Origin of the sequence: Mesorhizobium hawassense (assembly GCF_003289945.1) — a bacterium.
Taxonomy (GTDB): Bacteria; Pseudomonadota; Alphaproteobacteria; order Rhizobiales; family Rhizobiaceae; genus Mesorhizobium; species Mesorhizobium hawassense.
Genome location: NZ_QMBP01000009.1, coordinates 202,579 through 219,762 on the forward strand (window position 1 = coordinate 202,579; position 17,184 = coordinate 219,762).

General features: G+C 64.6%; 15 protein-coding genes and 1 pseudogene. 7 read left to right on the top strand and 9 right to left on the bottom strand.

Features of this window, described 5'->3' with window-relative positions; all coding sequences use genetic code 11:
* The first annotated feature begins 8 nt into the window (after window positions 1-8).
* The gene (locus DPM33_RS19710; RefSeq protein ID WP_112099100.1) at window positions 9-590 is read left to right on the top strand and encodes a TetR/AcrR family transcriptional regulator; all 582 of its coding nucleotides are present in this window, start codon (window positions 9-11) and stop codon (window positions 588-590) included.
* Window positions 587-1,423, top strand: a complete 837-nt coding sequence (locus DPM33_RS19715) for an EamA family transporter (RefSeq protein WP_112099101.1) — start codon at window positions 587-589, stop codon at window positions 1,421-1,423. Before DPM33_RS19710 ends, DPM33_RS19715 begins: the two co-directional genes overlap by 4 nt.
* Window positions 1,424-1,574: 151 nt before the next feature.
* Here DPM33_RS19715 and DPM33_RS19720 read toward each other — a convergent pair whose 3' ends face one another.
* The 3 genes from DPM33_RS19720 to DPM33_RS19730 form a co-directional block, all read right to left on the bottom strand.
* On the bottom strand, window positions 1,575-2,072 hold the full coding sequence (locus tag DPM33_RS19720; protein ID WP_112099102.1) for a MaoC family dehydratase: 498 nt from the start codon (window positions 2,070-2,072) through the stop codon (window positions 1,575-1,577).
* A gap of 179 nt (window positions 2,073-2,251) precedes the next feature.
* Window positions 2,252-2,680, bottom strand: a complete 429-nt coding sequence (locus DPM33_RS19725; RefSeq protein WP_112099103.1) for a phasin family protein — start codon at window positions 2,678-2,680, stop codon at window positions 2,252-2,254.
* Between the two features lie 166 nt (window positions 2,681-2,846).
* Window positions 2,847-4,142 carry a DUF445 domain-containing protein gene (locus DPM33_RS19730; RefSeq protein WP_112099104.1) on the bottom strand — a complete coding sequence of 432 codons (1,296 nt, stop codon included), beginning with the start codon at window positions 4,140-4,142 and terminating at the stop codon, window positions 2,847-2,849.
* 212 nt (window positions 4,143-4,354) lie between these two features.
* Between DPM33_RS19730 and rirA the strand changes: the two genes are divergently transcribed.
* Complete coding sequence (gene rirA / locus DPM33_RS19735; RefSeq protein ID WP_112099105.1) at window positions 4,355-4,816, top strand: iron-responsive transcriptional regulator RirA; 462 nt, start codon at window positions 4,355-4,357, stop codon at window positions 4,814-4,816.
* A 34-nt stretch (window positions 4,817-4,850) separates the two neighbouring features.
* Here rirA and DPM33_RS19740 read toward each other — a convergent pair whose 3' ends face one another.
* Genes DPM33_RS19740 through hemP form a run of 5 tightly spaced genes read right to left on the bottom strand, consistent with a single transcriptional unit; the run spans window position 4,851 to window position 8,975 of the window.
* Entirely contained in the window at window positions 4,851-5,639 is a 789-nt protein-coding gene (locus DPM33_RS19740; RefSeq protein ID WP_112099106.1) for a heme ABC transporter ATP-binding protein, read from the bottom strand.
* A gap of 7 nt (window positions 5,640-5,646) precedes the next feature.
* Complete coding sequence (locus DPM33_RS19745; protein ID WP_112099107.1) at window positions 5,647-6,747, bottom strand: FecCD family ABC transporter permease; 1,101 nt, start codon at window positions 6,745-6,747, stop codon at window positions 5,647-5,649.
* Between the two features lie 8 nt (window positions 6,748-6,755).
* A complete protein-coding gene (locus DPM33_RS19750) occupies window positions 6,756-7,649 on the bottom strand; it encodes a heme/hemin ABC transporter substrate-binding protein (protein ID WP_112099108.1) in 894 nt (297 codons plus the stop codon).
* Window positions 7,650-7,660: 11 nt separating this feature from the next.
* Window positions 7,661-8,722: a hemin-degrading factor gene (locus DPM33_RS19755; protein WP_112099109.1), complete on the bottom strand. Its 1,062-nt coding sequence runs from the start codon at window positions 8,720-8,722 to the stop codon at window positions 7,661-7,663.
* Window positions 8,723-8,768: 46 nt separating this feature from the next.
* Window positions 8,769-8,975: a hemin uptake protein HemP gene (gene hemP / locus DPM33_RS19760; RefSeq protein ID WP_112099110.1), complete on the bottom strand. Its 207-nt coding sequence runs from the start codon at window positions 8,973-8,975 to the stop codon at window positions 8,769-8,771.
* Between the two features lie 199 nt (window positions 8,976-9,174).
* Between hemP and DPM33_RS19765 the strand changes: the two genes are divergently transcribed.
* From DPM33_RS19765 to hmuQ, 4 genes and pseudogenes are all read left to right on the top strand, one after another.
* The gene (locus DPM33_RS19765; protein ID WP_167449144.1) at window positions 9,175-11,388 is read left to right on the top strand and encodes a TonB-dependent hemoglobin/transferrin/lactoferrin family receptor; all 2,214 of its coding nucleotides are present in this window, start codon (window positions 9,175-9,177) and stop codon (window positions 11,386-11,388) included.
* A 7-nt stretch (window positions 11,389-11,395) separates the two neighbouring features.
* Window positions 11,396-11,860 (top strand): hypothetical protein, encoded by a 465-nt coding sequence (locus DPM33_RS19770; RefSeq protein WP_112099111.1) that lies wholly within the window; start codon window positions 11,396-11,398, stop codon window positions 11,858-11,860.
* Window positions 11,861-11,929: 69 nt separating this feature from the next.
* Window positions 11,930-13,009 carry an energy transducer TonB family protein gene (locus DPM33_RS19775; protein ID WP_245442261.1) on the top strand — a complete coding sequence of 360 codons (1,080 nt, stop codon included), beginning with the start codon at window positions 11,930-11,932 and terminating at the stop codon, window positions 13,007-13,009.
* A 54-nt stretch (window positions 13,010-13,063) separates the two neighbouring features.
* A pseudogene (gene hmuQ, locus DPM33_RS19780) lies at window positions 13,064-13,377 on the top strand (heme-degrading protein HmuQ).
* Between the two features lie 35 nt (window positions 13,378-13,412).
* Here the strand turns inward: hmuQ and putA are convergent.
* Complete coding sequence (putA, locus tag DPM33_RS19785; RefSeq protein ID WP_112099112.1) at window positions 13,413-17,021, bottom strand: bifunctional proline dehydrogenase/L-glutamate gamma-semialdehyde dehydrogenase PutA; 3,609 nt, start codon at window positions 17,019-17,021, stop codon at window positions 13,413-13,415.
* Between the last annotated feature and the right edge of the window lie 163 nt (window positions 17,022-17,184).

Below are 17,184 nucleotides of genomic sequence, written 5' to 3' on the forward strand. Positions count from 1 at the left end.
ATAATGTCATGACCGAACCCATCAAGATCGACAAGCGCCAGCACATCGTTGAAACGGCCTATGCGCTGTTCAAGCGGGTTGGCTTCCATGCCACAGGCATCGACCGCATCATCGCCGAAGCCGACGTGGCCAAGATGACCATGTACCGGCACTTTCCCAGCAAGGACGATTTAATGGTCGAGGTCCTGGCCTATCGGGCCGCGCGCTTCGATCGTCAGCTCGACCGCCTCGCCGAACGGGCAGCAACGCCCGCGCAGAAGATAGGCAAGATCTTCGACTGGTACGGCCGCTGGTTCGAAAGCGCCGACTTCCACGGCTGCCTGTTCGCTCATGCCCTGGCAGAGTTCGGCGATCCGGCGCATCCGGTCTTCCAGGCGGCCGCCCGGCAGAAAGGCAGCCTGAAGCATCGCATGCGGCTGATCCTCGAAGAGATGATGCCCGCCGACGACGCCGATAGCGTTTCCGCCGCCCTGCTGATGCTACTCGAAGGCGCGACGATGATTGCCCGGATGAGACAGCCCGACGCCGCCATTCGCGACGCCCGCAAGGCGGCAATGGCCATTCTCGCCACGCCGGAGAGACGGCAATGAGCGCGACAGTCATCGGCCTGGCACTGTTCGCCGCGATACTGCATGCCGGCTGGAATGCCTTTCTGCGAACCGGCAGCGACAGGCTTTGGACCGTCACCGTCATGAGCTTTTCGGCGACGATCGTCGCCATTCCGCTGGCGATCTTCCATCCCTTGCCGGAGGCGTCGGCCTGGCCCTACATCTTGCTATCGGCCTGCCTTCAGGTCGGCTACAGCCTCTTTCTGGTGGCAGCCTACCGTTACGGTGAATTGGGGCAGGTCTACCCGATCGTTCGCGGTTCCGTGCCACTTCTGGTGACGCTTGGCGGTTTCGTTCTGGCGGGCGAGCGTCTGAGCACTCACCAAACCCTTGGCGTCATTCTTGCCGCGTTCGGCATCATGAGCCTTTCGCTCGGCAAAGGGCGCGCGGCGACGACATCGATCCTCTTAGCGCTCGTCACTGGCGCAATCATCGCGGCCTATGCGACGGTCGACGCCATCGGCGTGCGATTGGCAGAGAGCTCAGGCGCCTACACGGCGTGGGTGCTTTTGATCTACGGTTTGCTACTGCCGGTCACCTTCATCGGCTGCCGCGGCAAGCTCACGGTGGACTTTCGCTCGCCCGACGCGCTTAAGGCGATTGGCGGCGGGATTTTCGCGCTGATTGCCTATGGCGCCGTGGTCGCGGCCTTTGCGCTCGGGCCGGCCGGTCCGATCACGGCCATCCGCGAGACGAGCGTGGTTTTCGCCGCGCTGATCGGACGGCTGTTCCTTGGGGAGGCGCTGACGCCGAAGCGCATCGCGGCCTGCGGCGTCGTCGCGCTGGGCGCGATCTGCCTTGGCTATCAAGGGTGACTACAGCCGAGAGGCCGTTTCGAAATTCGCTCTGGCGAGTCATATGGTGGGGGTTTCGAGAACCGGAGCGGAGCGGACTCTGCGTCCGTGAGCACCGGAAGCGCAGAAAACGCCACCAGATGGCCGCCGGAGTAGAATTTCCAAACGGCCTCTAAGCCCCTGCCCGCTTGCGGCGCTCATACATCATCACCAGCGTCTCGGCGGTCAGCGCCGGCTTCTGCTCGCCTTCGATCTCGACGGTGTTGGCCGCCTTCATCAGGTACTGGCCGGGACCGCGGTCCTCCATGGAAAGCAGCGTGGTCCGCAGCCGGATGCGCGCGCCGGCCTTGACCGGCGCCAGGAAGCGCACCTTGTCGAAGCCGTAGTTGAAGGCGGCCTGGGTGTTTTCCGGCACGATGCCCATCTCCAGCGCCAGCGCCCCGATGATCGACAGGGTCAGATAGCCATGCGCGATAGTGGTACGGAACGGGCTCTGCCGTTTTGCCCGCTCGGGATCGACATGGATCCACTGATGGTCGCCCGTGCACTCGGCGAACTGGTCGATACGCACCTGATCGACCGTCGTCCAGCCGGACACGCCGAGCTCCTGTCCGGACATCGTGCGCAACTGTTCGAAGGTCGGCGGCGTTTTCGGCCGTGTCTCCGTCATTCCTGCCTTCCCATCACTCCCTCATGTCTCCCGACCATGAAGCGGCGGCCTTTGTCAATTCGTGGCCGCGCTATTTTCGCCGGTAGAGTTGATGCTTTCGCGGCGAGCCAGAACGCGCGGCGCACAAGCCGGTTGCATATCAGCGCGACCTGAATTGCAAGCCAGGAATGCCGGCCAGTCTATTTCTTCTCGTATCCGGCGCGGATTTCCGCCATCGCATCCCTGATCCGGTCGCGCAGGATCTCGACCGATTCGGTGCTGGATTTCCGCACGAGATCAGCCACTTCGCTGGCATTCTTCAGCGTCGTCTCGAACGACCTGCGGGCAAATTCTGCCTGCTTGGTCATCAGCTCCTGCGGATTGCCGGGCGTCTGATAGTTCTGCGCCATCCGGGTGACCTCGTGCATGGCGTTCTGCACCATCTCATGCTGCCTCGCCAGCACCGAGGAGGCACCGGCCGCACTCGTCCTTGCCGACTTTTCCAGCGCCTCCAGGTTCTTGCGATGATGATCGAGGATCGCCTGGACATCGACATGCGGCAGCTTGAGGTCGCGGCCGAACCTGCTGAACATGTCGAGGAACGAGTCGGATTCCGGTTGTTTTGCCATGCTATGCCTCCCGTTTTGCCGCGTTCGCGGCGTCCCCAAGAGCAATCCCAGGAAATGTGTTTACGGTTTTCCGCCCGGAATTGCGTAAAGCAAAGAGATAGAGCGGTTCACCGTTTCACGGAAACGGCGAACCGCTCTAGGGAGAATAGTGCGCCGTGTGCCGGCGTCAATTGACGAGAAACAGCCGCTCCGCCGTATAGAGCGCCAGGCCTGCAAGCCCGCCGATGATCATGCCGTTGAAACGGATATATTGCAGGTCCTTGCCGATGTTCATCTCGATCAGCCGCGTCAGTTGCGCCAGGTCCCAGCGCTTGACCTGATCGGCGATGAATTTCGACACCCCGCTCTTCTGGCTCTCGACGAACGAGGCCAGCGCCACGACGAAGCCCTGGTTCATGTCGGCCCTGATATGGGCATCGTCAGCCAGATGCCGGCCGATCTCGACGAACATGTTGGCGAGGTGCTCGCGGATCATGGAGTTCGAAGCGTTGACGTCCTGCTCGATGAACAGGCGAAGGCTTATCCACGCATCACCGGCCAGCGCCCTCACCTCCGGGCGGCCGAGAAAATCGCGCTTCAGCTTCTCGGCGCGCCTTGCATACTGCTTCGACGTCCTTAGCCGCTCGATGAAGCCAAGCGTGAAGCGGTCGAATTCGGCGCGCATTGGATGATCGGGATCGGCCCGCACCTCCTCGAGCAATGATCCGGCCGAAGCGACGATCTTCTTCAACAGATAGGCATCGGCGCGGAACAGGTTGAACAGCGACGGCAATTCCTCGCGGATCTTTTCGCGCATCGTCGCCAGCGCCTGCTCGTCATTGAGGAAACGCCCGACGACCCGAGTGAACTCGTCGAACAGCTTCTGGTGTCGGCGATCGTCGGTCAGCGCCGACAGAAGGTCTGCCGCGAGCGGCGCCAGCGGCACTTTCTCGACCTGCTCCAGCATGCGGCTGGTGACGAAGTCGCGCAGACCGGACTGCTCCACCGCCGTCAGCGTCTGCGGCACCAGCCGCGCGACGAATCGCGACAGGTCGGCGGCGCGTTCGGCATCGGCCAGCCAGTCGGCGACCAGAGCGGCGAAGTCGGCCTCGGCCAGCTTTTCGCGCACCGGATCCGGCGCCAGGAAATTGGCCTCGATGAAGCGGCCGAGATTGTCGGCGATGCGGTGCTGGTTCTCCGGGATGATGGCGGTGTGCGGGATCGGTAGCCCGAGCGGCCGCCGAAACAGCGCCACCACGGCATACCAGTCGGCGATGCCGCCGATGGTCGCCGCCTCGGCGAAAGCCGCGACGAAGCCAAGCCACGAATAGGTGGCCTGGAACGACTTCGCCAGCGCAAACACGAGAATGCAAAACGCGAGCGCGGCGGCGGCGATGAATTTGGTCCGCCGCAATGCCGAGAGCTTCGCCTGCGCGTCGGCGTCGAATCGAACCGACGCGAGAGCCGGAGCTGACTGTGACATGGAAAGGCCGTTTCCTGTTTGCACTTGCACCTATCTAGGGTCTACGCCCGCGAAACGCTCGCTCGAAGCGCAAAGGCGCGTATCGGATCGCCATAAGCGCCGGCATGCACAAAAAGTTGACACGATTATTCAGCTATGTGGCTGTCCAGTCTGGAATAGTTCCAAACTATGGGCCATATTCCGGCACAAGCTAATATTTTCGCGAGGACACCATGCGGCTCACGCGCCAGACCAATTATGCGATGCGCATCCTGATGTATTGCGCCGCGAATACCGAGAGGCTGAGCCGCATCCCCGAGATCGCGGCCGCTTATTCAGTGTCGGAATTGTTCCTGTTCAAGATCCTGCAGCCGCTGGTCGAGGCCGGCCTGGTAGAGACCGTTCGCGGCCGCAATGGCGGCGTACGCCTGGGTCGTCCGGCCGAGCAGATCAACCTGTTCGATGTCGTGCGCGTAACCGAAGAGAGTTTTGCGATGGCCGAATGCTTCGAGAATGACGCGGCGGAATGCCCGCTGGTCGACAGCTGCGCCCTGAATTCGGCGCTGCGCGAGGCGCTCAACGCCTTCTTCGCCGTGCTGTCCCGCTACACGATCGCCGACCTCGTCGCGGCGCGGCCGAACGTGCGCCATCTCCTCGGCATCGACCTTCTGGAGCAGCGCGCCCCTGCGGCGTGAACCTGCACGCCGCCTCGCCGGAAACATCGTCGGCTTAGGCAGCCGATTGCGGCAAAACAAATGGCACGCTGCCCGTAGGCAGCGCGCCGACCTTCAGGTGGCAGTCGAAAACCCTCTCGATCAGCTTATCATTGAGCACGTCCATCGGTGCGCCCGAGGCGGCCAGTTGGCCACGATGCAGCACGAAAATGCGATCGGCATACATGGCGGTCAAATTGAGGTCGTGCAGGATCGCCACCACGCCGCCGCCGCGCCGAGCGAAATCGCGCGCGATGTTCATGATGATGAGCTGATGCTTGACGTCGAGGCTGGAGACCGGCTCGTCGAGGAAAAGAAAGCGCGGCCTGCCCTCGAGCACCGGCGCCCAGACCTGGCACAGCACGCGGGCAAGCTGCACGCGCTGCTGCTCGCCGCCGGAAAGCTCCTGGTAGAAACGGCCGGCAAATCCATCGAGGTCGACGCGCGCCAGCGCCCGCTCCGGCAGGCGCTGATCCTCGCCGGGCAGCACGCCCGAGCGTCCGCCGATCAGGCCGAGCCGCACGATCTCGCGCACGGTGAAGGGAAAGGACAGCGCCGTCGATTGCGGCAGCACCGCGCGCAGCGTTGCCGCCTCCACCGGCTTCATGGCTGAGAGGTCACGGCCATTGAGTGTCACCGTCCCGGTATAGGCCTGCTCGCCGGTCAGCGCCTTGAGCAGGGTCGTCTTGCCCGACCCGTTCGGTCCGACGATGGCCGACATCTCGCCGGGTCGCGCAACGAAATCGACATGCGACACGATGCGCTTGCCGCCGATCGCCACCGAGATGTCGCGCGCTTCGATCATGGCAGGCTCACAAATCGACGATGCCGCGGTTGCGCAGCAGTATCCACAGGAAGAACGGCGCCCCGGCGACCGCCGTGACGATGCCGATCGGCAGCTCGGCCGGCGCCACAATGGTGCGCGCGACCGCGTCGGCGAGAAGCAGCATCGTGGCGCCGAGCAGGGCCGAGGCCGGCAGCAGATAGCGATTGTCCGGGCCGATCGCGAGCCGCAGGACATGCGGCACGACGATGCCGATGAAACCGATGCCGCCGCTGACCGCGACCGAAGCGCCGACCGCCGCCGACACGCCGACGATGGCTATGTACTTCAAGCGCTGCACCGGGATGCCGAGATGGCCCGCTGTCGCTTCGCCGAGCGCCAGCGCGTTGAGGCCGCGCGACAGGAATGGCATCGCCGACAACGCCAACACGATCACCGGCCCGACGGTGCTGACCTTCGCCCATGTCGCGCCGGCCAGCGAGCCGAGCTGCCAGAATGTCAGGTCGCGCAATTGCCGATCGTCGGCCATGAAGATCAGAACGCCGGTGAGCGCCATGGCCAAAGCACTGATGGCGATGCCGGCAAGCAGCATCGTGGCGACCGATGTGCGCCCCTGGCGCGTGGCTATGGCATAGAGCAGCAACGTCACCGCTAGACCGCCGGAGAAAGCTGCCAGCGGCAACGCCAGAGCGCCAAGCGCCAGCGTGACCGGCGCAAGCCATGTGGCGCCCAAAACGATGATCGCCACCGCGCCGAGGCCGGAGCCGGCGGAGACGCCGATCAGGCCGGGATCGGCAAGCGGGTTGCGGAACAGCCCCTGCATCACCGCCCCGCAAACGGCGAGTGCGGCGCCGATGAGCACACCGAGCAGCACCCGTGGCATGCGGATGTCGTAGACGATCAGCTGGTCGCGCGCGGCCAGCACCGCATCGGCCGGCACGGCGCCGATGAACCAGTCGCGAATGACGCGAACGGCCGACGCATCGGAAGCGCCCGATGTCAGCGACAGGAACACGCAGAGCGCAAGCGCCAGGCACAACAGCAGGATGACGGACCTTGCCCGCACCGAGCGGTCGCCGTCGGCTGCCATCGCCCTGCCCGCGGCGCCGGCAATAGACTGTTCGGCCATCTCGCCGCTCAGTCCGTGACCTGGTTGCCATAGAGCGAAACGGCAAGATCGTGGATGGCTTCCGCCGTGCGCGGGCCGAAGCCGAGAAGGTAGCCGCCCCACATGCTGATCATCTTGCGGTTCGTGCCCGCCGGGGTCGAGGCGATTGCCGGGTTGGCGAACAACTCGTCTTCCGAGATCGGCGGTCCGCCGCCCTTCATCGTCAGGATGAAATCCGGCTTGGCGCTGACGATCGCCTCGTCCGTCATCGGCTTGTAACCGGAGAAGCCCTCGACCGCGTTGACGGCGCCAGCGAGCTTGATGATGCCATCGGCCGCTGTGCCGCTGCCGGCGGCGAGGATCTTGCCGCCCTGGGTCGAGAGCACGAACAGCACACGCTTGCGATCCTTGATCGACGCCGTCTGCTTCTCGGCCGCCGTCAGCTTGGCATCCGTCTCCGCGGCAAGCTTCTCCGCCTTGGCATCGACCCCCAGCGTCTTGCCGACGACGCGGATCTTTTCGAGGATGCCTTCGTGGTTGAAGTGATCCGGCACTTCGATATACGGCACTCTCGATTTCTTCAACACATCGACCGCTTCCTTCGGGCCGCTGCCCTGCAGCGCCAGGATTCCGGTCGGATTGACCGACAGGACACCCTCCGGCGAAAGCGCGCGCATATAGCCGACATCCGGCAACTTCGCCGCCGCCTCGGGGTAGTTGCTGGTCGAATCGCGGGCGACGAGACGCCCCTCCTCGCCAAGCGCGTAGACGATCTCGGTGATCGAGCCGCCTATGGCGACGATCCGCGAGGTGTCGGAAAAGACGGTCGTTCCATCCTCGGCCCTGGTCGGCAGCGCGACAACGGCAAGCAGAACGCCCAGCATCGGCGCAAGCGCCGCGCGGAGACTGAAAGAAACACGCATTGGGTCTTGCCTTATGCAGCGGTCGGATTGGGAATGCGCGGCAGGTTCTCGGCGAGAAACCGCCAGTCCTCGCGCTCGCTCTCGCCTTCATGGCGCTTGCCGAAGAACTGGATGATCATGCCGCCATTGGCGTCGTAAGCCTCGAGCGAGGTGACGTGGCCATCCTTGGTCGGCTTTCGCACCCCCCAGACTTCGTGGATGTGATCGGTCCTGAGATGCAGGTGGAAGGTCTCGTCAAGGACGTTGATCCACGGTCCCATCGGCTTCACAGACTTGATCGGGCCGGAATGGATCTGGATGCAGCCACGATTGCCGACGAAGCACATAATCGGCATTTCGCCCTTCGCCGCGTGATGGAACATGGCGCCGACCGCGTCATTGTCGAGCAGCCAGGCATAGTCCTGGCCGACCATGCGCACCGCCTCGCGGCGGCTGAGCTTCAGCGTCTTCAGCATGCCGAAGAACTGATGCACGTCGGTCATCCGGCTCCAGCGGTCGCGCAGATCGTCGATCGAGGCAACTGAGCCCTGTGCCTCGCCCTCTCCTTCCGCCGCGCTTGGGAGGATCGCGACGGTCGGTTCCTGGTTCGACGATTCAAGGGCCGCCACCAGCTTCTGGTAGGCGTAGAGGTTCGACGCCGGCCGCAGATGCACCTTGTGCACCGCCTCGCCCGCCGCATCGAAGAACTGCAGGCTGCGGCGGATCTCGCCATCGTCGCGCTTCTCGACGGCGAAGCCATGCGCCCAGACTTTCGGGAAGATGCGCAGGTCGATGTTCTCGCCAAGCACCATGGCGTTGTGACTGCCGGTGACGACCTTGTCGTAGACGCCGATCTTTTCGTGCACGGCGCTTTCGTTGCGCGTCAACGCCATCACCTCGCCGACCGCCTCGAGGCCGGTGAGAAGGTCGTTGACGCGCGGCTCGACGCGCACCGCGCTGACGCCGCAATGCGCCGCGACCAGTTCCGCTTCCGAAATGCCCAGTTGAGCGGCGAGATCGCGTTCCCGTATTTCCGGATTCTCTTCCCGCACCCGCCGGATTTCCTCCGGCGACGGCTTCACGCGCTGATCCATGTCGTCCACCTGTAATGCCTGATGTCTGCTCGTCCGCCGATTCCGGTCACTTGTTGAGGATCAGCTTGCCCTGGCGGGTGATCTTCAAACGATAGAGCGCGCCATGGTGCTCGATGCCGATCTCGTGCTCGCCCTGGAACAGCGTGTTGCTGGACAGCGTCCTCACCGCCAGCGGCACCCTTTCGTACCGCATCTGTGTGTCGTCCGAACGGCGGACGCGATAGCGGAAGTCGTTGGGATTATGCGTGTTCATCGGGTCGGTCCTTTCCTCTGACGGCCACCTTGGCCGCCGCCTCGTAAATGCCGATTCAATTCTTGACTCGAATAGTCATGTTTACTAGTCAGTGCATTACCGGACTAAATGAGTCAACATTTAACACGCCGGACATGATCAAAAATGCGAGCGAGCCACCAGCCAGCCAGCTACGAGCCTGAAAATCTGGAGTTGGGGCATGGGGTTGATGACTTGGGGACGGACGGGCCTGGGCGATAGCGCGGGTCCGGGCTTCCGATCGATTGCAAAGGCAATCGCCGCATTGATGGCCGGAGCGGCGGCGATCGCGCTCAGTACGCCGGTCGCACAAGCGCAGCAAGCCGCGCAGCCGGCGGCCAGCCAGCAGGCCGACCAGATGAAGAAAAAAGACGAGAAGGCTTCCGGCGACGAAACCCTTCTCGACAAGATCCTCGTCATCAGCCGCACCGGCGAAACGGCGATCCAGTCGCTGGCCTCGGCCAGCCATGTCGACCAGGAACAGCTCGGCCGCCGCATGGCGACGACGCCGAACGAAATGCTGCTCGGCGTGCCCGGCGTCGCCGTGCAGGCCGACGCGCGGCGCGTGAGCTCCAGCATCAACATCCGCGGCCTGCAGGATTTCGGCCGCGTCGCGGTGATCGTCGATGGTGCAAGGCAGGATTTCCAGCGCTCGGACCACGGTACCCAGTCGACCTTCTATGTCGATCCCGAACTCATCAAATCGGTCGATGTGATCCGCGGCCCGACCGCCAACACCTATGGCTCCGGCGCCATCGGCGGCGTCGTCTTCTTCGACACCAAGGACGCCGAGGACTTCCTCGAGCCGGACGAGACCTGGGCCGGATCGCTGACCGGCCGCTATGAGAGCAACGGCAAGGGCTGGACCACCAGCGCCACCGGCGCCTACAAGATCAATGAGAACTGGGACGTTCTCGGCAACATCGTCTACCGCGACTACCACAACTACAAGAATGGCGGCGGCGACACTGTTGCCGGCACCGGATTCGACGTGCTGAGCGGCATGCTCAAGTCCACCATTCGCCCGACCGACAACAGCGAGCTGAAGCTTGGCTGGGTCGGCTCCAAGGATGGCTGGACGGAGACCAGTGGCAGCGTGCCGGCGAACGATGCCGATCTGAAGTCGAACACCTTCACCGGCCGCTACAACATCACCGACGACGCCAGGAGCCGGCTCGACCTCCACATCAACGCTTCCTACAACAAGACCCTGCTCGATCTGACCACGCTGAGCTCGCAGAACCGTTTCGACCCGACCACCGGCCTGCCGGTGGTGCTGCCGGCAGGCTCGCTGTCGACCTTCGATGTCGGCACGACGGGCTTCGACATCTGGAACACGTCACGCTTCGAGACCTCCGGCATCGCGCATGAACTGACCTATGGCGGCGACTGGGTCGGCGACGATGTCGATACCGGCGGCAGCGCCGGCGGCGACAACTTCTATACGCCTGGCGGCAAGCGCAACGTCTCCGGCGCCTACGTCCAGGACAAGCTGACCTGGGAGTGGCTCGAAATCATTGGCGGCCTGCGCTACGACAATTACAGCCTGAAGGACTCCAGGAACGAGACATCCGGCGATCGGGTCTCGCCACGCATCACCGTCGGCGTCTCGCCCTTCGAAAGCGCCGGCCTGGCCGGGCTCCAGTTCTACGGCACCTACGCGGAAGGCTATCGTTCGCCCTCGCTGACCGAGACCCTGATCAGCGGCAATCATCCGGCCGGCGTCAGCTTCCCGTTCCTGCCCAACCCGAACCTCAAGCCCGAGACCGGCAAGACGATCGAGTTCGGCATCAACTACAAGCAGAACGACATCATCGAGGCCGGTGACGCGCTGCGTCTGAAGGCTGCCTACTTCAACAACAATGTCGACAATTACATCGACGGCGTGACGCTCTCGCCTTTCGACCCGACCAGCGGCTGCCCGTTCGGCCCCGGCATTCCGATCTGCTTCCAGTACCAGAACTTCGCCAAGGCCAAGATCGACGGCTTCGAGCTGGAAAGCGTCTACGACGCCGGCTGGGGTTATGCCGGGCTATCGGCCTCCATCATCAACGGCCACACCATCTCCTACGAAGGCGCACGGGCCGATCTGGCCACCATCCCCTCCTCGCAGGTGACGGCGCAGCTTGGCCTGCGCTTCCTCGAGGACAAGCTGACGGTCGGCGGCGAGGTGCAGTACAACGGCAAGCCGAAGGGCAATCCGGTGGCCAAGGACTTCACGCTGGTCAACGCCTTCGCCAGCTACCAGGCGACCGACAATCTCAAGCTCGACTTCCGCGCCGACAATCTCTTCGACGTCAAATACACCAACCCGCTCAACGGAAGCACGACCGCCGTCCTGTATGAGCCCGGCGTCACGCTGAAGCTCGCGGCAACCATGCGCTTTGGAGGCTGAGAGAGACATGAAATGCTCGACGGCATCCTTTCGTCTGCTGACCTCGACGTTCGTGATGTCGCTTGCAGCGGCGCCGGCGTGGGCGCAGTCCGCGCCGGCTCAGGCCCCAGGTTCGGCCCCAGATTCGGCATTGAGTCTCGAACTCAACGCCGCGCAGCCTTCGGAAAAAGGCTGCCGGCTGACCTTCGTCGTCAAAAACCCGCTCGGAACCGACCTGTCGAAAGCAGCTTTCGAGATCGCGCTGTTCAATCAGGCCGGTGTCGTCGATCGCCTCACCGTGCTCGACTTCAAGGACCTGCCGGCCGGCAAGACCAAGGTCACGCGCTTCGACCTTGCCGGTGCGGACTGCGGCAAGCTCATCCGCGTGCTGATCAACAGCGCCACCGAATGCGCCGGTACCGGCGTCGAGCCGGCGGCCTGCATGCGGGGCCTGAAGACGTCGACCAAGACCGGTATCGCTTTCGGGGTGTGAGAACAAGCCATGGGACTGCATCCCGTCTTCCCGGGACAGAGCGCACGCTGCCTGCCGGGCTGCGCCCGGATGCCGCTGTTTGCCGCAATCGATCTTGATTTGACAAGCCCGAGCCGGCAGCCGCAATTTCCGCTCTGCAACATGCAGGAAACCGGCCCCCTCCCCGACAGCGACAGCGACCTGGCCATTGCCCCGGCCAAGCCTCTTGCTGAAACGCAACCATCGGCCGGCAACGGCAAATGGTCGGCGGCGATCATCGTGTCATGCCTTCTTCATGCCGGCCTCGCGGCAGGCTTTCTGATCTCGCCGAAGGGCATGTTCGACTTCAGGGACACGGCACAGCCGGAAGGCAGCGATCAGGCCGGTGACATGGTGGCCGGCACCGCTCTTGAGCCCGAACCCCAGGCGACCAACGTGACCCTGGTACCTGATCCACAACCGCCGAGGCCGACGCCGCCTCGTCCCGCTCCGCCGCCTCACCCGCCGCAGCCAGCTGCGCAGATCGCAGTCGTGCCAAAACCGCCTGTCGAGCAACCGAAGCCGACCAGGGAACAGGTGACGCCGCCTGTGCCTGAACCGCAAACACAAGCCTCCGGGACGCCGGACATATTGGTGAGCGAAGCTGCTCGCGATGACGATCGGAGCGTTGCGGCAGAGACCGGAAAGCCGGCACAGCCGGTAGTTGAACCCGAAATACCGAAGACGTCGGCCATAGCCGGTGCGCCACCTCCAATTCCCAGCCAGAGACCGACACCGCCGGCTGCAGCCGCGAGCGAAACGGGCGACAAGCGCGGCACGGCGGATGGCCAGGAGCAGCTGGCAGACACAGCCAGCAAAGGCAAGAAACAGAAAGAGGCAGGCAGCGACGCGGAATACAACTACCGCGGCGATGTCTACGCAAAACTCGGCAAGGTCAATCGGACGCTTCCGCCTTCCTTGCAACTGGCCGCGCGTAACAATGCGGTAGTCGCATTCGTCGTGGGCACGAAGGGCAACGTGGATGCGTTGCGGATTCTGGAAAGCTCAGGCTCGGCGGTTTTCGACAAGGCAGCGCTCGGTATGGTGCGCAAGGCGGCTCCCTTCCCTCCGATCCCGCCACAGGCCGCAAGCCCAAGTTTCGAGTTCGAGATCAATATTGGCCCATTTTGAATAGACGCGACGACCCAACGCGTCAGCCCTCGGCATCGGCATGAAAGGATAACCATGTACATCGCCATGAACCGCTTCAAGGTCCAGAACGGCTCTGAGGAAGCCTTCGAAGACGTCTGGAAGAACCGCGATTCCAGCCTTTCCGAGATGCAGGGTTTCAGGGAATTCCATTTGCTTCGCGGCCCGGTCAACGAGACCGAGGGCTATACGCTGTTTGCCTCGCACACCGTCTGGGCAAGCCAGGAGGATTTCATCGCGTGGACGAAATCCGAGAATTCGGCGCCGCCCATCGTAACGCCGGCGGCTCGAAGGTGCACTATCTCGGACACCCGCAATTCGAGGGCTTTTCGGTCGTTGAAGGCGCCTGATACGCGCCTCCAACAAACGGCCTCGACCGAGCTAACTAGGCCGCAGCGAGCAGGCTGGCGTTACCGCCGGCCGCCGTCGTGTCGACGCAGACGGCGCGCTCATGCGCGTAGGCCGCCGGGTTGAGCACCTCGCTGACCAGCGGCACGATCGGCCCGGAACGCTCGGCAATCACCTTGCGCACCACGCGCGCCGCTTCCGGCGTACCGGAGAAGGCGACGACGTCGACGCGCAGCGAGCGCGCCTCGACCGGATCGGGCCGGCCGTCGATCGCCGCCAGCGGCAGGCCCTTGCCGGTCAGCGCCGAAAGTGCTGCCGGCGCGCCGGGCGCCACTGCCAGCACGGCGTTGCCGGCCGCGAGTGCCTGGATCGTCTGGGAAAGCAGCGTCTCGGCGTCGGGGCCGAGGCACAGCACCCGGCCGCGCGGCGACAGCGACAGCGTGTTGGCCTCGCCGGTCGGTCCGGGCAGGTCGACCTGGCCGAAATCGAGGCTCGCCGCGGCAGCGATCGCCGCCGCGCCCTTGCCGCGCAGATGCTTGCGCAGGATCGCGACGCGATCCGGCCGCGTCGACCAGCCGCCCAGCGTCGGATCCGGCAGATTGTCGGCAAGCTCGGTCGCGGTCACCTTATGGCCGTCCGCAACCTCGGTGCCAGCCTCCGGTCCCTTGCGGAAGCGGCGCAGATAATGCGGTCCGCCGGCCTTCGGCCCGGTGCCCGACAGCCCCTCGCCGCCGAAAGGCTGCGAGCCGACGACGGCGCCGATCTGGTTGCGGTTGACATAGATGTTGCCGGCATGGATGCCGTCGACGAAATGCTGGACGCGGCCCTCGATGCGGGTGTGCAGGCCGAAGGTCAGGCCGTAGCCCTTGCGGTTGATGGCGGCGATGACCGCGTCGATCTCGTCGGCGTCGAAGGTCGCGACGTGCAGCACCGGGCCGAACACCTCGCGCTCCATTTCCTCGATGCCTTTGACACGGAACACGTGCGGCGCCACGAAGCGTCCGGTTGTCGGCGCTTCGAGCTTGGCGATCAGCCGGCCCTCTTGCCCCTTCTTCTTGCAGTACTCGCTGATCGAGGCTTGAGCCTCGTCGTCGATGACCGGCCCGACATCGGTAGAGATCAGCCACGGATTGCCGATGCTGAGCGCTTCCATCGCGCCCTTCAGCATCTCCAGCATCTTCTTCTCGACATCCTTCTGGACATAGAGCACGCGCAGCGCCGAGCAGCGCTGGCCGGCGCTCTGGAAGGCGGACGCCAGGATATCGCGCACCGCCTGTTCCGGCAGCGCGGTGGAATCGACGATCATGGCGTTGAGGCCGCCGGTCTCGGCGATCAGCATGGCATCGGGCGCCGCGGTCTCGGCCAATTGCTTCTCGATCAACTTGGCGACCTCGGTCGAGCCGGTGAAGCACACACCGGCGATGCGCGGATCGGCGGTGAGCGGCGCGCCGACCGACGGGCCGTCGCCCGGTAGAAGCTGGATGACGTCTTCCGGCACGCCGGCCTCGCGCAGCATTTCGACGGCGCGGAAGGCGATCAGCGGCGTCTGCTCGGCCGGCTTGGCGATCACCGAATTGCCGGTGACCAGCGCCGCCGCGACCTGGCCGGTGAAGATCGCCAGCGGGAAATTCCACGGCGAGATGCAGACGATCGCGCCGCGCGCCTCGGTGCCGGCCTCGGCATTCGACGCCTCGGCCGCGTAGTAACGCAGGAAGTCGACCGCCTCGCGCACCTCGGCGACGCCGTCGGCAAGCGACTTGCCGGCCTCGCGGGTGGCCAGAGCGAAGAACTCGGCCGCATTGGCCTCATAGAGGTCGGCGGCACGGTTGAGGATCGCGCCGCGCTCGGCGACCGGGCGTTTTGCCCATGCGGGCTGGGCGTCGACCGCGATGCGCACGGCGGTCGCCACCTGCTTGGCCGCGGCCTCGTGCACGGTGCCGACGACCTCGTCGGGCTTGGCCGGGTTGACGATCTGGCGTGGCTTGCCGTAGCCGGCGGCGCGTGTCACCGGCTTGGCATGCCAGCGGTCCGCTCCGGCGAACGCCGCCCTTGCCTTGTCCAGGGCCGTGAGCGTCACCGGATCGGTGATGTCGAAGCCCCTCGAATTGCGGCGCCCGGCGCCGAAGATGGCGGCCGGGCGCGCGATCGCCGGATTGGCGGCGGGACCCTGCGTCTCGACAGCCTCGAGCGGATCGCGCGCGATCTCCTCCGGCTCGACCTCCTCGTCCGTCAGTTGATGCACGAAGGAGGAGTTGGCGCCATTTTCCAGCAGGCGCCGCACCAGATAGGCGAGCAGGTCGGAATGCGCGCCGACCGGCGCATAGATGCGGCAGCGCGTGCCTTCGGCCTTGCGCACCGTCTCATGCAGCGCTTCGCCCATGCCGTGCAGGCGCTGGAATTCGAAGCTGTCGCGATCCTTCGCCATCGAAAGGATGGCCGCGACCGTATGCGCGTTGTGCGTGGCGAATTGCGGATAGATGCGGTCGGTCATCGACAGCAGCTTCTTCGCGCAGGCAATGTAGGAGACGTCGGTGTTGGCCTTGCGGGTGAACACCGGATAGCCCGTGAGGCTAAGCGTCTGCGCCCGCTTGATCTCGGTGTCCCAATAGGCGCCCTTGACCAGCCGCACCATGATCCGGCGGTCGTACTTCTTCGCGAGCGCATAGAGCCAGTCGATGGCGAAGGCCGCGCGCGGGCCATAGGCCTGGACGACGACGCCGAAGCCGTCCCAGCCAGCGAGCTCCGGCTCGGCCAGCACGCGCTCGATGACGTCCAGCGACAGGTCGAGCCGGTCGGCTTCCTCGGCGTCGATGTTGAGGCCCATGCGCGAATGCCGCGCCGCAAGCGCCAGCGACAGAAGCCGCTCGGCCATCACCGGCAGCATCGTCTCGCGCTGCGCCACCTCGTAGCGCGGATGCAGCGCCGAGAGCTTGACCGAAATGCCGTGATTGTAGCGGATGTCGGGGCCGTTCGAGCCGGAGTCGAGCGACGAGATCGCATCTGCATAGGCCCGGTGATAGCGCAGCGCGTCGGCTTCGGTGCGGGCCGCCTCGCCCAGCATGTCGAAGGAATAGAGATAGCCCTTCTGCGTCATCGGCCGGCCGCGCTTGACGGCCTCGGCGATGGTGCGGCCGAGCACGAACTGCTCGCCCATCTCGCGCATCGCCGCGGCTACCGCCTTGCGGATCACCGGCTCACCCAGCCGGCGCACCATGGCGCGCAGCGTGCCTTCGATCCCGCCCTCGCCTTCGTCGAGCACGCGGCCGGTCAGCATCAGCGCCCAGGTCGAGGCGTTGACGAAGATCGAGCTCGAGCCGCCCGAATGCGCCGACCAGTCATGCGGCGCGATCTTGTCGGCGATCAAATCGTCCATCGTCTCGGTGTCGGGCACGCGCAGCAGGGCTTCGGCAAGGCACATCAGCGCCACGCCTTCCTTGGTCGACAGGCCGTAGGCCGAGAGGAAAACCTCCATCAGCCTCGGATCGGTCGAGCCGCGCACCGCGCGCACCAGATCGGCGGCGCGCGCCGAGATCGCCTTGCGCTCCTCGGCTGACAAGCCCGCCACCGTCGACAGGCGTTTCACCGCCTCGTCTTCGTCGGGCAAATAATTGGCGCGGATCTGCTGGCGGATGGCGTCGAGCGGCATGTCGGATCCATGAAAGCAAACGTTGGGATGCGGTCTGGCCGTCACCGGACCGAATGGCGCAAACTAGCACAGCTTCAGATTCCGGTCGGTCCAAAGAAATCGACAAGGCAGACCAGTTGAACTATCATATAGGCTGATCTCCTATCATTTCGACTGCCAATTC

Bases quoted from the DNA above. Each gene is read 5' to 3' on its own strand.
- DPM33_RS19740 (WP_112099106.1), bottom strand. From the start codon at position 5,639: ATGATCGAAGCGCGCGACATCTCGGTGGCGATCGGCGGCAAGCGCATC.
- hemP (WP_112099110.1), bottom strand. From the start codon at position 8,975: ATGAACACGCATAATCCCAACGACTTCCGCTATCGCGTCCGCCGTTCG.
- DPM33_RS19775 (WP_245442261.1), top strand. From the start codon at position 11,930: ATGCCGCTGTTTGCCGCAATCGATCTTGATTTGACAAGCCCGAGCCGG.
- DPM33_RS19715 (WP_112099101.1), top strand. From the start codon at position 587: ATGAGCGCGACAGTCATCGGCCTGGCACTGTTCGCCGCGATACTGCAT.
- DPM33_RS19710 (WP_112099100.1), top strand. From the start codon at position 9: ATGACCGAACCCATCAAGATCGACAAGCGCCAGCACATCGTTGAAACG.
- DPM33_RS19745 (WP_112099107.1), bottom strand. From the start codon at position 6,747: ATGGCCGAACAGTCTATTGCCGGCGCCGCGGGCAGGGCGATGGCAGCC.
- putA (WP_112099112.1), bottom strand. From the start codon at position 17,021: ATGCCGCTCGACGCCATCCGCCAGCAGATCCGCGCCAATTATTTGCCC.
- rirA (WP_112099105.1), top strand. From the start codon at position 4,355: ATGCGGCTCACGCGCCAGACCAATTATGCGATGCGCATCCTGATGTAT.
- DPM33_RS19725 (WP_112099103.1), bottom strand. From the start codon at position 2,680: ATGGCAAAACAACCGGAATCCGACTCGTTCCTCGACATGTTCAGCAGG.
- DPM33_RS19730 (WP_112099104.1), bottom strand. From the start codon at position 4,142: ATGTCACAGTCAGCTCCGGCTCTCGCGTCGGTTCGATTCGACGCCGAC.
- DPM33_RS19720 (WP_112099102.1), bottom strand. From the start codon at position 2,072: ATGACGGAGACACGGCCGAAAACGCCGCCGACCTTCGAACAGTTGCGC.
- DPM33_RS19765 (WP_167449144.1), top strand. From the start codon at position 9,175: ATGGGGTTGATGACTTGGGGACGGACGGGCCTGGGCGATAGCGCGGGT.
- DPM33_RS19770 (WP_112099111.1), top strand. From the start codon at position 11,396: ATGAAATGCTCGACGGCATCCTTTCGTCTGCTGACCTCGACGTTCGTG.
- DPM33_RS19755 (WP_112099109.1), bottom strand. From the start codon at position 8,722: ATGGATCAGCGCGTGAAGCCGTCGCCGGAGGAAATCCGGCGGGTGCGG.
- DPM33_RS19750 (WP_112099108.1), bottom strand. From the start codon at position 7,649: ATGCGTGTTTCTTTCAGTCTCCGCGCGGCGCTTGCGCCGATGCTGGGC.